The following is a 14,836-nucleotide window of genomic DNA, read 5'->3' on the forward strand; positions in this document are numbered from 1 at the left end:
TCACAAACTGAATTTGACACAAGGCCTCTAGCGAATGAACATCAACCAACGGCTTGGACTTGAGCATCCCAACACTGCCTTGCGCTGAGGCGCTTCTGAAGTAATCGAGTGGGTCTCCGATGCAAGCAACGTGAAGCGTGCGGAACGAGCACCCGCATGGTCAAGCTAACGATTGACGGTACTATAGCGGACTCATGCAGATTGATCAAAAATCCGTTGCAGGCAAAGAGCTGATCGTCCAGGAACAGACCCAGCTTTTGGTAGTTGGCGCAGGTCCTGCAGGCCTGTCCGCCTCAATTGAGGCTGCTAGGCGAGGTATCTCGGTCGTGCTCATCGACGAGAACCCAGTCACCTTCAAGACGATGGGCAACGAGGTGCCACTGCACTATGGACAGGGCATGTCCGGCGTAGCGCGCAACCGCAATGCCATGATTGAGGCCTTCGTCACTTTAGAGCCACTGATCCAGGTCGCATTTGACGCTGGCGTGGACGTGCGGCTCGGAACCGCCTGTTGGGGGCTTTATGCAAATGGTCCCGGTGTCCACTGGCTCCCCGGTACGGTTGCCGGCCTAGCCGATCAGGAACGCGGTTGGCTGATCGGCGCCGAACACGTCATCGTCGCGGCCGGCCGGAGGGACATAGGGCTGGGCTTCCCCGGCTGGGAGAAGCCGGGCGTAATGGGCGCCACCGCGGCGGTTACACTCGCAACACGGTTCGGAGCCCTGAACCCTCGGCGTGTGGTGATCCTCGGCACGTCGGCGGAGGCGCTGAGTGCTGCCGCAGCACTTAGGGACGCCGGCATTGAGATCGCGGCGATTGTCGAACAGGCGACCGAGCACGTCGGTCCCGACCACCTTGTAACTGAATTGCTCGCCGGCGGCTGCGAATTACTGACCCATTGTGTCGTGCGCGAGGCGCTGGGAGGGGAATCGGTCGAGGGAGTGCTCATCGCCGCCGTAGACAAGGCCGGTCGAGCCGTAGGCGAAGAGCGCCGAATCGACTGTGAGGGCGTCGTGCTGGCGGTTGGCACGACTCCGGTCGTCGATCTCCTCGCCGCTCTCGGCTGCCATATCGCTTTTCAGCCGGAACGCGGCGGCTATGCGCCGGTGGTGGACGCGGGTCAGCGTACCAGCGTCTACAACATCTTCGCGGTCGGCGACTGTGCCGGCATTTGGCCTGCGAAGTCGCTCGACCGCAGAATCGCCGCGGGCGAAGGGCTACGCGCAGTCGGCGCCATCCTTGGGGACGCCGAAAACTTTGACTCGGCGGAGGGCTTGGATCCCGATCGGCCCGTCTACGATTTGTCAGCTTATCGTATGGGTTGGGTACGCGCCAGCGTCATAGAGGCGCGCGGCGGGTTCCACGTATGTCAATGTGAGGAGGTCACCGCCCGCGAGATACTCGAGGTGCGTCCGCCGCGCTATTTAGGCTGGCAAGCCGACCGTCGCAACGACCGCTCGCTCTCGTCCTTGCTAGACAAGGGCCCCCCAAACCCGGACCAGGTTAAGCGACTCACGCGCGCGGGCATGGGACCGTGCCAAGGACGGCGCTGCCGCGAGCAGATAGCGGCCTTGCTGGCGCTACAGGCCACCGCGCCGCTGGCTGCTATTCCTCTCGCAGGCTACCGCGCGCCGGTGCGCCCGCTGCCACTTGCGATCGCCAGCCAGCTTCCCGAATCGGCAGACCAGGCCCGACATTGGGAGCTCTGGTTCGGAATCCTCTCGCAGTGGCAACGCCCATCGGAGGTTCCCGAATTTTATACAGTTTCGACTAATGAAGCGACCGCCGCGGCGGTAAATGGTGAGCGAGGCGGCAGTGACTAAGGTCACGGGCGCATCAGTCGTCATTGTCGGCGGCGGGGTTACTGGGCTGAGCGCCGCCTGGTGGCTGGCACAATCCGGCGTCGACGTACTAGTTATCGAGAAAGGCATTGTCGGTTGGGAGGCGTCCGGTCGCAACGGCGGCGGCTGTGGGCACGTTACTTCGCCTCTCTACCCCGAGATGCTTCGGCTGTGGCCGATCATGGATCAACTGCTCGGCTATCCGACAGAGTTCTCGGCGAATCGGATCCACCTCGCCGTGACCGAGGAGCAATTAGCGGTCCAAAACCGCAGCGCTGCAGCAGTGAAGCGCCAGGGGTACCGCTGCGAGCTTCTCGACCAGAAGCAAATCAGCGAACTCGTTCCCCTCGCCGGCGACAACGTCGTCGGCGCGCATTTTTATCACTTCGGCGGGCACGCTAATCCACACCGCACAGTCCAGGGCTATGCTTGGGGGATGCAGGACCATGGCGGCCGGCTGATGCAACACTGCGCGGTCACGGGGTTCCGCACCGAAGGTGAGAGGGTGGTAGGCGTCGAGACAGAGCGGGGCCTGCTTGGCTGCGATCAGCTGGTGATTGCAGCAGGGCCGCACACTGGTCGCTTGTCCACGATGCTTGGGCAGGAGGTTCCTTTGGCGAGCGCGCGCGCCGAGATGATCGTGACCGAACCGCTACCCTTGATGGCTTACGGCGGTGTCGAGGGAAATGGCCTCCACGGCCGGCAGACACTGCGCGGCAATCTGGCCTTTGGAGGCGGTCCACACGAATGGCTGGAGCTATCCGACAGAGGCCTATCTGCCAACCCCACGACGCCGCTGATGGCGCATATCGGCCGCCGCCTGGTTGAGATGATGCCAAAGGCCGCGCACGCTAGCATCATCCGATCCTGGGCCGGCGTGATCGAGAACACGCCTGACGGGCGTCCCGTGATCGACCGGCTCTCGACGTTTCCTAATGTGGTTGTTGCGACTATGTCCAGCGTGGGCTTCGGTCTCTCGCCATCTAGCGGGCGAGCGATCCGCGATGTGGTTGTCGACGGCATCTGTAGCTTCGCGGACATTTCCTCATTCAGGCTGGCACGATTTGCGAGACTTGAGCCCGACTGGCGTGAATTGCAGGGATGGGTGTCGCTCGCGATGGAGGAGGCCCCATAGACCCCTATCCCACGGACACGGCCGCTTATTTACTGTGGAACCTTGGCCGCGGGGCTTGAGCGCGAGTGCGACGCGCTGCCGTGCCGGCGCATCGCTATCTGTCAACTGCGATTCCGTCGTCTGGGTCCATGAACTGCAGACCCGTGAGGGCTGACAATTTGAGCACGGCTTCTGCTATCCAGTGCGCGGGCAATTTCCTTTCGCACAAACGCGGCGGAAAAGTTCTGCGACCGCGCATCGGGCCAATTAAAGGCTGCCGGATGGCTTGAAGTCTAATAAAGAGGCAGTCTGCGGGTGGTGCACCGCTGGCCCAAGGGCGGTCGAAGCAGCCGTCCCTTTTTCAGCGACTTAGCGGTCGCGCAATGAGCGCTACTCCTTCGGGGGATCGTATACGATGCATGTGCCAGGCGCGCGGATATCAATGGCCTCGGCCGTCAACGAGTCCATCGGGTATAGGGCGCCTATGATATCTCCCTGCTTCGCCCAGAGGCGCGGGTGCCTTTCCACCATCCGTTGATGTATTCCTCTTCGCTTGGCATCGGACCCGAATAATCATAACTCTGCCGGCATTTCCTCAGCAGAACTGGCCGCGTCAGGGCGGCTTTGATACTTTTGGGGTAGAACCGATCCAAGCCCTCATCGCGAATATAGCAGCCGCAGATTGGCCGCCTTGTTCGATTGTCCGAAGGCAAACGCAGGAAATCGGCGTTTCGCGAACAGCTCGCGACAAACTTCGACCCGATCGCATCGACGGCGAGGTCTGGATCTTACGGGCCCGCTATTTGTCCTCGTTCCGTGACGATGGCAGAAGGGCAAAGGGGCGGAAGCGAGGGGAAGCCTTCAAGATAAGACGCCCCCTCGTCCTCAGCTGCCGCTATATCTGGGTCGCCCAGCGTGTCGGCCGTCAGGCCTTCGGTGATCGCCTGTGTGCGCTCCCAGGCAGATCTCGCGCTAACGGGCCAAGCAAATCGCCATCCTCATCCACGCGGGGACGTCGCCTTAACGTTCTAGGACAAATGCCTTGATCAGCGTTTGCCTTTCCTCAGCAAAACTGCCGCGCCAGGTCCGCTTTGATATTCCCGTGCGGATCGTTCCTTGTGACTCTACCAGCGTCAAACCGACGTTTTTAAGCGGATAGGCACATGATCGCCGATAAATCCAACGATCCGCTCTATTGTATGCCTCACGTCCGCGAATGCGCAGTGGTGCCAAGCTTTTTATTTCATCCAGTACGTCGAAAAAGACGCACTTCACCGCCCCCTACATCGCATTACCACCAGACGAACCGCGAATCGTTCTCAAGTATATGCGATTGAAACGCAAAGTGTCAGCGCAATATTTGACGCGGTTCGCATACTGCATTATTCTTCAATAGGCAGAGCCAATGACGCCTTTATCCGATCCATTACGACCATCGTCTTGACTGCTTTGATATCAGACTCATGAAAAAATCGGCGGGTAAATGCCTCATACTCGGCCATGTCCCGGACAGAGATCAGCAGAAGGAAGTCGGCTTCACCCGTCACATAGTACGCACTCATGATCTCAGGCGTGCGCCGAACCGCCTGCTTGAATCTATCAATGATATCTACCCGCTCACGCTCGAGACTGATCGACGCCAGCATGAGCATGGGACGACCCACGGCTTGTGGCGAGACTATGGCAACGTCAGCCTCGATCACACCTTCATCACGCAGTCGCTTCAGTCGCCGCTGACAAGCGGTCGCAGAAAGGCCCGCAAGTTCGCCCAATTCAGCCGTCGTCAGGCGATTGTCGCGCTGCACTGCGTTGAGAAGCTTGCGATCAACTCGATCCAGGTCCATTTCACGATCACTGCAAAAAAGGAGAGGTTTGCGCAGAAAAACTGCTTGGCTCACACGATATTAGCCTGAGTTCCACAAGGATCAAGCCATAAAATGATCCGATCAGCGAAAGGCATGTGCCTCCCGTGGTGAACCTCTTGTCTTATTAAATTCGGCCGAATGGTATGATCGCCCGCAACGGTAGCTCGACGGCTTCTCAATCAAGGCATTTCGTTGCCACAACTGCAGAAATGGGCGTCCCGAGTAGATTTTGCGCTCTTTACCCACGTAACACGGATCTGATGACGAGCATGACAAGCCATTTTCTTCCTTTGGACGTCCTCCGGCAGGAATTTCCAGCCACCCAAAGCGCCATTTACATGGATGTTGCAAATCAGGGGCTCATATCCAGAACCACCCGTACGTCCATGGATCAGCACCTTGATAATCGACTAAACGGCTTGAATGACGAAGAAGGAATGATGCAGCTTGTCGAGCAAACACGCTCCAGATTTGCTCAATTTATTGGGGCCGAAAAGGACGAAATCGCTGTTACGAAGAATGCATCGGAAGGCATTAACATAATCGGAAACGCGATTCCTTGGAAGCCCGGAGACAATGTTGTCCTGTGCCGCCAATTGGAGCACGCAAACAACATCCTTCCTTGGCTTCAACTCAGGGACAAGCACGGAGTTGAGCTGCGGATTGTAGAATCTGATAACGGCGCAATCCCGTGCGACGCTACTATCGATCAAATCGACTCGCGCACCCGTATCGTTACAGTATCGACTGTCACAATGGTGCCAGGTTTCAAGACAGTGATGGAGCCGATAGCCGAGGCTTGCAAGCGTCTTGGCGCCTTTCTTTTGGCCGACGCCTCCCAATCAGTTGGCATCCTCCATACCGATGTCAAACTGCTTGGCGTCGACGGTTTGGTGGCTTCATCTTACAAGGGGTTGATGGGCCTCTATGGGTTGGGATTTCTATATTGCCGCCGGGAATGGGCGGATCGCCTAAGCCCTGCCTACCTCGCCCGCTTTAGTGTCGATTTGGGCGACGCACCAGAGTCGGCTCCAATATTCGATTCGGTAAAATTGCGCGCCGGCGCGCCCCGTTTTGAGATTGGCCATTTCAATTTTCCCGGCGTCATAGCGGTCCACGCATCCATCGGACAGCTGATGGAAATCGGCACGCCCGCCATTGAACAAAGCGTTACATCGGTTGCAAGGCGACTGGCGTCGGGCCTCCTAGACCTCGGGCTCCCGGTCTGCGGCGGAACGCCAGGGGATCACACCGGAAGTATTGTTGCTCTCGGAGATCCAGCACCTAGTTCGGGAAAAGCCGATAGCCGCATTCAGTCGCTGCACGAGCATTTATTGAAAAACCAGGTGATCGTCTCAGCACGCCGGGGAATGCTGCGCTTCTCGCTACATTTATACAACACAGCAGACGAGGCTGACCGAGTTGTCGGCCTGGCAAAGAACTGGCTGGCATAGCCGCAAGCTTGCGTTCTCAAGGAGGGATAGGAGTATTCATGTCGTCCATCAGCACACAAACGGTAGAGCTTCTCAAACAACTCATAAAAATTGAGAGCATCAACCCTTCAGCGTCGGCAAAGGGGAGCGGTGAACAAAAGGTCGCTGAGTTCCTCGAGGCCTTTTGCCGAGAGCGTAATCTGCCCTTTGAGTATCAGGAAGTCACCGACGGCCGCGCCAACTTCTTCACCTGGGTTCCTGGGCAGGAGCCCGACAAGCGTGTCCTGTTCATATCCCACATGGACACGGTGCCGGTTGATAATTGGGAGGCAGATCCTTTTTCGCCGGACGAACGGGATGATCGGATTTATGGGCGAGGAAGTTGTGACGATAAGGGCCCGCTCGCGGCAATGCTCATGGCTCTTAGCACCCTGGGGGACCGTAAGCCACGATACACGATTGTCCTAGGTGCAAGCGTCGACGAAGAATACCGAAAGAAGGGGGCGCGAAAAATCGCTCAATCAGGTGTATCCTACGAGGCCGCAGTGGTCGGTGAGCCCACTGACTTGGAGCTTGTCGTTGCACATAAAGGATCGGTCCGCTGGCAGGTTGAAGTGGAGGGTGTGCCCGCTCACAGCTCCAAGCCCCATCTCGGAGTGAACGCGATCACAGGAATGGCCAAGGTTATCTTGGCGCTCGACAAGATTAATGAGACTCTGTCCCAACGCGTGCACCCCCTGGTCAGCCCCCCGACCCTCACGATCACGCTCATCGAAGGGGGTGCGGAATTGGCGACGGTACCGCCATCCTGCCGGGTGTGGATCGACCGGCGGCTCATACCGGGAGAGCGACCGGCGGACGCGCTCCAGGAGGTAGAAAACATCCTGGAGGGCCTGCGCCAGGGTCCCGATAAGATCAAGGTGCGCTCGCTGCTACCCGCTCTGGAAGATCCAGCTCCCCCGAGTGCGGAAGCCACAAAAATCGCCGCGGTGGCGGCAAAGGCCTGTGCTGAAGTTGCCGGAACGGGCCAGCACCGCGGAGTTCCATATGGGACGGATGCGAGTCAGCTGTCGTTGGGAGGTATTCCCTGCGTTATTCTTGGACCTGGGAGTATTGATCAGGCCCATACTGCCAATGAGTACGTGGAGATTGATCAATTGGCCAAAGCGGTCGACATCTACCAAAAGATCATGCTTACCTACTAGCGACCACTGGCACAATCACGCAAGAATAGGACCCCGCGATGACTTCGGCTTCGCGGGACCACGTGCCTTACGGTAGATTTCAAGCCCTACCAAGCCACTTAGATTTGATCCCGCCGTTGCCGGATGATCATCTCTGACCTCGATGCAGCAAGAGGCTGGCGCATTGGGACGGATATCGGCTGGGGGCTTCGCAGCTGACATCCGCGGCCTCATGGTCCGATCCAGGCGAAGACGACAGCTTACCTGATCTTGGGCTTCCGATAATGACCATGACAAATGTTTGAGGCAGATAAACTCTTCTCTGCGGAGGCCGATGATCATTTTCATGATGAATGCGGCATATTCGGTGTCTTTGGCCCCTTGGATGCGGCCACTATCGTAACCCTCGGCTTGCATGCCCTGCAGCACCGGGGCCAGGAGGCGGCGGGCATTGTCTCCTATGACGGCACGCAGTTCCACGTCGAACGTCATGTCGGCCTGATCGGCGACACCTTTACCAAGCAGCCGGTCCTCGACCGGCTGAAGGGCACGCGCGCCATCGGCCACACCCGCTACGCCACCGCGGGCGGACCCGGGCTGAGCAACGTACAGCCTTTCTTCGCCGAGTTGGCCGACGGCGGCTTTGCCATCGCCCACAACGGCAACATCACCAATGCGATGACGCTGCAGCGTACGCTGCAGAAGCAGGGTTCGATCTTCTCGTCGACCTCCGACGCCGAAACGATCCTGCATCTCATCGCAACCAGCAGCGGGAAGGACGTCATTTCGCGCTTCATAGATGCGGTTCGCCAACTGGAGGGCGCATTCTCATTGGTAGCGCTCTCCCCCACAAAAATGATCGGCTGCCGCGACGCGCTCGGGATCCGGCCGCTGGTACTAGGCGAACTTGACGGCGCCTGGATCCTGGCCTCAGAGACCTGCGCGCTCGACATCATCGGTGCGCGCTTTGTTCGAGACCTCAAGCCTGGCGAGATGGTCATCGTCACCGCTGAGGGAGTGGAGAGCCTGTTCCCGCTCGAAACGCAGAAACCGCGGTCCTGCATTTTCGAGTATGTCTATTTCTCTCGTCCGGATTCGTCGGTCTAGGGCCGCAACGTCTATGAAGTGCGGAAGAAGATTGGCGCCGAGCTCGCCATCGAGAACCCGGTCGATGCCGATATCGTAGTGCCTGTGCCCGACGGCGGCACGCCGGCCGCGATCGGCTTCGCCCAAGCCGCCGGCCTGCCCTTCGAGCTCGGCATCATCCGCAACCACTATGTAGGCCGCACCTTCATCCAGCCGACGGATTCCATCCGCCACATGGGCGTCAAGCTGAAGCACAATGCCAATCGCCGGATGATCGAGGATAAGCGGATCGTGCTGGTCGACGATTCCGTAGTGCGAGGCACAACCAGCCAGAAGATCGTACAGTTGCTGCGCGATGCCGGCGCGAAGGAAGTTCATATGCGCGTTGCTTCGCCGCCGACACGCTCCTCATGCTTCTACGGCGTCGACACGCCCGAGACGGCGAAACTTTTAGCGTCGCGCATGTCGATCGAGGAAATGGCCAAATTTATCCGTGTCGATTCGCTTGGCTTCCTGTCGATCGACGGGCTTTATCGAGCTCTCGGCGAAACGGCCCGTGAGAACAAACAGCCTCAATTCTGCGACGCCTGCTTCACTGCCGAGTATCCGACCCGCCTACCCGACCAAAGGCGCTGACAACGTCCGGGCTCTGTCGGCTTTCGCCGCAGGCGGACAGTGAATCTGGCTAGCCAGGTGGAGCGGCTTCGTGGTCGGTATGAACCCCGAAGCACTGCTGCTCGGAAGGTGAAGGGTGGTCAGCCAAAGGGCAACCTGGCCTGGTAACGTTGAACTCGGCCGGAACCATTCTGCGGGCTTACTGCGGAAGAGTCCTTCGACCGCACCACCTCTGAGCGATCCCTGGTCCGTATGTTCGAACACGGCGCGCCGACAGATGCAGCGTCGGTGTCCGGGCACAGCGCCGCTGCGCAGATCAGTCGATCAATCTTCGGCCCGCTGTTGTGAAGCCGGTCGCGATGGCATGGGGCGGGTCAAAAGGTGCGGATCGGCGGCCTGTGCGATGAGCTCCTCCGAAAGGTCCGGCTGCTCGGCCAGGACTTCGCGGATCGTTTTACCGGAGGACAAGACTAACTTTGCAAGCTCCGCCGCCCGATCATACCCGATCGCGGGCGTCAGAGCTGTTGCCACGGCGGTGCTGGCTTCGAGATGCCTGCGGCAAGTCTCTGCATTGGCGGTAATGCCCACGACGCACTTCGTGCGCAGAACATCGACGGCATTGGTGAGAAGCTCAAGCGAGTGCAGTAAATTGTAGGCGATCACCGGCTCCATGACGTTCAGCTGCAGCTGTCCCGCTTCGGAGGCGAGTGTGATCGTGAGATCGTAACCGATGATCTGAAAGGCGACCTGATTGACCACCTCCGGCACTACAGGATTGACCTTTCCGGGCATGATCGAGGAGCCGGGCTGAAGCGCTGGCAAATTGATTTCGTTCAGCCCCCCACGCGGGCCGCTGGAAAGCAGCCGCAGATCGTTGCATATCTTCGAGAGTTTCGTGGCCGTCCGCTTCAGCATTCCCGAGAAGAGCACGAAGGCACCGGTATCCCAGCAGGCTTCGATCAGATTTCCGGCCGGGATAACGGGCAGGCCGGAAATCGCGCGCAACTCGGCGACAGCTGCCGCCTGATAGCCGGGGTTCGTATTGATGCCGGTGCCAATCGCCGTGCCACCGAGATTGATTTCATGGAAGAAAGCGCCAATCTCACCGAGACGGGCCACATCTTCCCGCAGCGTCGTCGCGAAAGCCTGAAACTCCTGGCCAAGCGTCATCGGAACTGCGTCTTGCAACTGCGTGCGGCCCAGTTTGATCACGTCCGAAAAGGCTTCCGACTTGCCCTCCAACTCAGTCGCGAGTTGCTCCAAAGCTCGTTGCAATGCCCCGCGTGAAAGAAGGATCGCAAGACGGATCGCTGTCGGATAAACATCGTTTGTCGATTGGGCGAAGTTGACGTCGTTATTGGGGTGCAGTTGGTCGTATTGTCCGCGTGGCAGTCCCATGATCTCCAAGCCGCGATTGGCGATCACTTCATTGATGTTCATGTTGGTCGAGGTGCCTGCGCCGCCTTGAAACACATCGAGCGGGAAATGGCTGAGATGCCTGCCGGCCGCGATTTCTTCGCAGACCTGGCAGATGACATCGGCCTTTTGCTTGTCCAGATCGCCGAGCACCGCGTTGGCGCGTGCCGCTGCCATTTTCACGTAGGCAAGCGACTTGATGAAGTTCGGAAAATGGCTGATCCGGATACCAGAAATCGGGAAGTTAGCAATGCCCCGAGCCGTTTGCGGGCCATAATAGGCATCGACCGGGATGCTTACAGGGCCAAGCGGATCTTTCTCGATGCGCTCTATTTCTGGAGCCTTCGTCACCACGATTACCTCAGTCATTGCGCTGGCGCAGTTGGCTCGGAGGCGCATGTCAGTTGGAAGCCTCCAACTCGGAGCTCATCGAAGCCTCGTCATAGCTCCGCGGGCCGAGCGGTCCCCACAAGGAAAAGTGGGCCTCCGGGCTTCGAAGTAGTTGCGGAGCGGATCCCTCCGGGGACAGAAGAGAACCAGCTCGCTGCGCCTCCATGGTGGCGCCCTATTGTTTAGCCCGATCGCCGTTTGGATCGAAAAACGCCCGGAGCGACGCGTCGCATTCATAGAGTTTGCCGGCGATCTCGATTTCCCATCGACTGTTTTCAATCAGGTCCTTCGTGACACCAGCGGGGTGGTTTACATATCCCATTCCGATTGACGTTCCGATCGTAAAGCTCTTCACGCCGGACGAAATATATCCGACAATCCTCCCGTCACAGCGGATAAGCTCTTCATGAAAGAGGACAGGCTTCGGATCGCGAAGCTTGAATGATACCAGTCGTTTTTTAAGCGGTCCGGAATTTTTCTGGGACGTCAACGCGTCTTTTCCTATAAAGCCGCCTTCTTTATTCCAGTCCACTGTAAATCCTAACCCCGCTTCAAGCAACGTATCAACTGGTGTTAGATCGAGCTGGTATTCTCGGTAGGCGCGCTCGGACCGCAGATGTTCAAGCGCGTGGTACCCTGCAGCCTTGAGGCCATACGCTTGGCCGGCCTCCCAAACAACATCAAACACGTGCTGTGCCATCTCGGTTGGAATATGAAGCTCCCAGCCAAGTTCTCCGACATAAGTCAGCCTGTTGGCTATCACACGAGCATATCCGATATCGATTTCCTGACTGGTAGCGAATGGGAACGCCGAATTCGCCAGATCTGTGTCGGTTACCTGCGATAGGATCTCGCGCGATCGCGGGCCTTGCAATGACAGGACCGCGTACCCAGACGTGAGATCGGTGACCGTGACATTCCATTCGTCAGTAATGTGTTTTGTTATCCAGGCCTTATCCCGAGGATGGACGGTCGCTGACGAGATGATTAGGAACTCTGTCTGCGACAATCGGTTTACAGTGATGTCCGTCTCTATCCCGCCCTTTTCATTGAGCATGTGGGTGTATACCAGCTTTCCCACAGGTACATCCACGTTGCCGGCGCAAAGCCACTGAAGGAAACGGCACGCATCGCGACCGTGAACCAAGTGTTTGCCGAAAGAGCTTTGGTCCAACAAGATGGCATTGTTGCGGGCAGCCTTGCACTCCTGACTGGTATATTTGAACCAGTTCGGCTCGTCGTAGGAGTAGACGTTTTTAGTCGATTCCCCCTCCCCCGCGAACCACATGGGACGCTCCCATCCCATTCCTTCGCCAAAGCTAGCTCCAAGCCTCGCCCACCGGTCGTGAAGAGCGCTTTTGCGGACACCTCGGGATGTCTCAGACTGGTAAGCCGGCCAGTGCATCTTATAGTGAAGACCCAACACTTCGGCTGTGCGATCGTGCAAATATCGTTTATTGATCTGGAAGGGATGGAAACGGGCGACATCCACGAAGCTGATATCCATCTGAGGCTCACCGGCAATGATCCACTCTGCCAGAGCTCGTCCGGCTCCCGCGCCGTATTCAATGCCCTCTGAATTATAACCTGTCGAAACGAAAAGATTTTTCGATCCAGGAACTTCACCAATCATGAACAGAAGGTCAGGGGTGAAACTTTCAGGACCATTGAAAAACTTTGCAATGCCGCAGTTCGCAAGATCAGGAACAATCTCTATCGCTTTGGTCATCGGTAGCTCAAAGTGATCCCAGTCCTCAGGAAGCTCGATGTACGCCGTTTCCTTCGGAAGCTTCCCCATCGGCAAAGGTTTTCCCCAAGGCTCGAAGGCACCAACCAAGAGCTTTCCTGTATCTTCCTTCAGATACACATGCCCGTCGGTGTCGCGTAGCACTGGCAAGGTGGGCGTCACAAAATCCATGGCTTCGGTCACTACATAAAAGTGCTCTGCCGCGTATATCGGAATTCGTGCACCTAACTTTGACGCAAGTTCTCTGGTCCAAAGCCCACACGCAAGCACGAGAATTTCAGCTTCAACAACTCCGTCGTTAGTCCGAACTTGGTAGCGTCCGTCTGCGGTACGCCAGAGGTCTGTGACTTCTGCGTTTTCGGAAATTTTTACGCCGTTCTTTTTGGCGCCAAGAGCTAACGCCATGCATGTGTCGACAGGATTGGTTTGGCCGTCACCAGGGATAAAGACTGCGCCTTCGATGATTGACGCGTTGAGCGCTGGATAGAGTTTTTTCGCCTCGCTAGGCGAGATCATGTTGGCCTCAAGGCCAAAACTTTTGGCGATCGAGGCGTTGCGTGCAGTTTCGTATAGGCGTTCCTTGGTTCTGGCGACCCCAAGCGTGCCATTTCGCTTGAATCCGGTAGCTTGGCCAGTCTCGGCCTCCAGCGCGGAGTAAAGTTCAGCATTGTATTTTGCGATCTCCGTCAGTGCGTGTGTCCCACGCGTCTGCATGATCAAACCCGCAGCGTGCCAAGTTGTACCGGACGTAAGACTGTTGCGCTCCAAGAGTGCGACGTCCTTCTTACCGTTCCTTGCAAGGTGAAAGGCAACACTTGCTCCCGCGATCCCTCCACCAACTATGACGATCTCGTGGTGGCGAGTCGCTGTTTCACGAGGACGGAAAGGCGGATTCGTAATCATATGTATCCTTGTTCGGTTTCACTCGGAACTGGCAGCGGCAAGGTGTTTCGACGAGTTCGGCCATCTTGAGCTTATGCGGGCCGCTTCCGCGCCATTTCCGGCCTTATGATCATGAGTCAGTCACTTTCCAGCAGACTAAGGGGCGAAGCTCGCGTAGATCGCGCTAATTGTGCCGCAAAAGCGGTGTCGTTCTGCGTATTCTTCGGTTGGGCGCTGAATTATTGCGCGGGAGAACGGGCGGCGCTGATGAATCAGGGTTGGTCCGATTGCGAACACTTCCAAAGCGTGTCCGAGCACCCAGATGGTAAACTGCGCCGTCTCTCAGATAGCGGCCCTTGACCCACGGCTGGGTCGCGCGCCTACACGAGCTCAGGCGATGGCCGCGTCCTTCGCGGCTGGTCCCTCGATAGCGCTGTGGCTAGCGAGTGGATTGCGGCTGCATCATGTAGGTTGCCGACACAAACTGCTCGAGGAAACCATCGACAGCCAACAAAATGATGACCTAGGCATGCCCCGAGAGAAGACCCCAACCCCCATGTCCTGCGCGACGTGGTCGCCTTTGCCGCCGAGCGGCCGAGGAAGCTGAAGGCGAACGCCGCCCACCGACCGCCCTCCGGCGAAAAGAACCCGCGCTTGCCCAGTGCCACGGCTGTCCCGAGCGCGACTGTGAGACGCGCGTCGGCACCCTCGAGCTTGCGCATCCCAAGCTGCGGAGGGCTCCTACTTCCCTCTTAAAGACGCTGACCGCAGTCGTGCGGGAGGTTGGCGGAACGACTAATAGCGGCCGCTGCTGACCAGATCCGGTGAAGTCCTCAGCGCCATCACGGCTGCCGCGCGAAGCTGCATAGTGCCAACGATCGGCTCACCGGCTAGATCAAGCGGAAGACAATGGTCGGCGGCTTCTTCTCCAAGGAGATGCCATAGTCCGCCTCGCAGGTGCGCTGCTCCTGCTCATAGCGATGAAGGAGCTTGTTAGGCCAGATGAGCCATGATCCGCTTATGGGCCTGCCGGCTGTGGGCTGATACGCCGGCTGCATGCCAGAGCGCGCGGCGACCAAGTCCTCAGCTACACCCTTCCGTGGGCACGATCTCGCGTCGATTGCGAAAGATCTGTGGCATTGAATGGGTTATGAGTGGCCGGAATACTGATAGTTGCCCGACAGGTAAACTCAGCGCTCTTCCGGGTAAGATGAAAAGTTAACGGATTGGGAAGCGAAGCACTTCGGCCACCTTCCCAATCCG

Annotated in this window: 7 protein-coding genes and 1 pseudogene; 5 read left to right on the forward strand and 3 right to left on the reverse strand. The window is 58.1% G+C overall.

The genetic code is table 11. The features are described from left to right. The first annotated feature begins 194 nt into the window (after positions 1 to 194). Both BLT09_RS26335 and BLT09_RS26340 read left to right on the forward strand, forming a co-directional pair. Complete coding sequence (locus BLT09_RS26335) at positions 195 to 1,823, forward strand: NAD(P)/FAD-dependent oxidoreductase (protein WP_091598574.1); 1,629 nt, start codon at positions 195 to 197, stop codon at positions 1,821 to 1,823. After that, a complete protein-coding gene (locus BLT09_RS26340) occupies positions 1,816 to 2,976 on the forward strand; it encodes an NAD(P)/FAD-dependent oxidoreductase (protein ID WP_206630134.1) in 1,161 nt (386 codons plus the stop codon). The genes BLT09_RS26335 and BLT09_RS26340 overlap by 8 nt, the downstream gene beginning before the upstream one ends. Before the next feature lie 1,361 nt (positions 2,977 to 4,337). Here BLT09_RS26340 and BLT09_RS26345 read toward each other — a convergent pair. Next, positions 4,338 to 4,799: an Lrp/AsnC family transcriptional regulator gene (locus tag BLT09_RS26345; RefSeq protein WP_091598579.1), complete on the reverse strand. Its 462-nt coding sequence runs from the start codon at positions 4,797 to 4,799 to the stop codon at positions 4,338 to 4,340. 290 nt (positions 4,800 to 5,089) lie between these two features. On the opposite strand from BLT09_RS26345, the gene BLT09_RS26350 reads away from it, so the two are divergent. The 3 genes and pseudogenes from BLT09_RS26350 to purF all read left to right on the forward strand — a co-directional run bounded on the left by BLT09_RS26350 (position 5,090) and on the right by purF (position 9,202). Continuing rightward, the gene (locus BLT09_RS26350) at positions 5,090 to 6,274 is read left to right on the forward strand and encodes an aminotransferase class V-fold PLP-dependent enzyme (protein ID WP_244529130.1); all 1,185 of its coding nucleotides are present in this window, start codon (positions 5,090 to 5,092) and stop codon (positions 6,272 to 6,274) included. 38 nt (positions 6,275 to 6,312) lie between these two features. Beyond that, a complete protein-coding gene (locus BLT09_RS26355) occupies positions 6,313 to 7,458 on the forward strand; it encodes a M20 family metallopeptidase (protein WP_091598585.1) in 1,146 nt (381 codons plus the stop codon). Between the two features lie 276 nt (positions 7,459 to 7,734). After that, positions 7,735 to 9,202 (forward strand): annotated as a pseudogene (gene purF, locus BLT09_RS26360) (amidophosphoribosyltransferase). 260 nt (positions 9,203 to 9,462) lie between these two features. Here purF and BLT09_RS26365 read toward each other — a convergent pair. Both BLT09_RS26365 and BLT09_RS26370 read right to left on the reverse strand, forming a co-directional pair. Next, positions 9,463 to 10,923, reverse strand: coding sequence for an aspartate ammonia-lyase (locus BLT09_RS26365; protein ID WP_091598589.1), 1,461 nt, complete (start codon positions 10,921 to 10,923; stop codon positions 9,463 to 9,465). A 196-nt stretch (positions 10,924 to 11,119) separates the two neighbouring features. Continuing rightward, positions 11,120 to 13,594, reverse strand: a complete 2,475-nt coding sequence (locus BLT09_RS26370) for a GcvT family protein (RefSeq protein ID WP_091598592.1) — start codon at positions 13,592 to 13,594, stop codon at positions 11,120 to 11,122. Positions 13,595 to 14,836 lie beyond the last annotated feature (1,242 nt).

This window comes from Mesorhizobium muleiense, from assembly GCF_900099905.1.
GTDB lineage: Bacteria > Pseudomonadota > Alphaproteobacteria > Rhizobiales > Rhizobiaceae > Mesorhizobium > Mesorhizobium muleiense.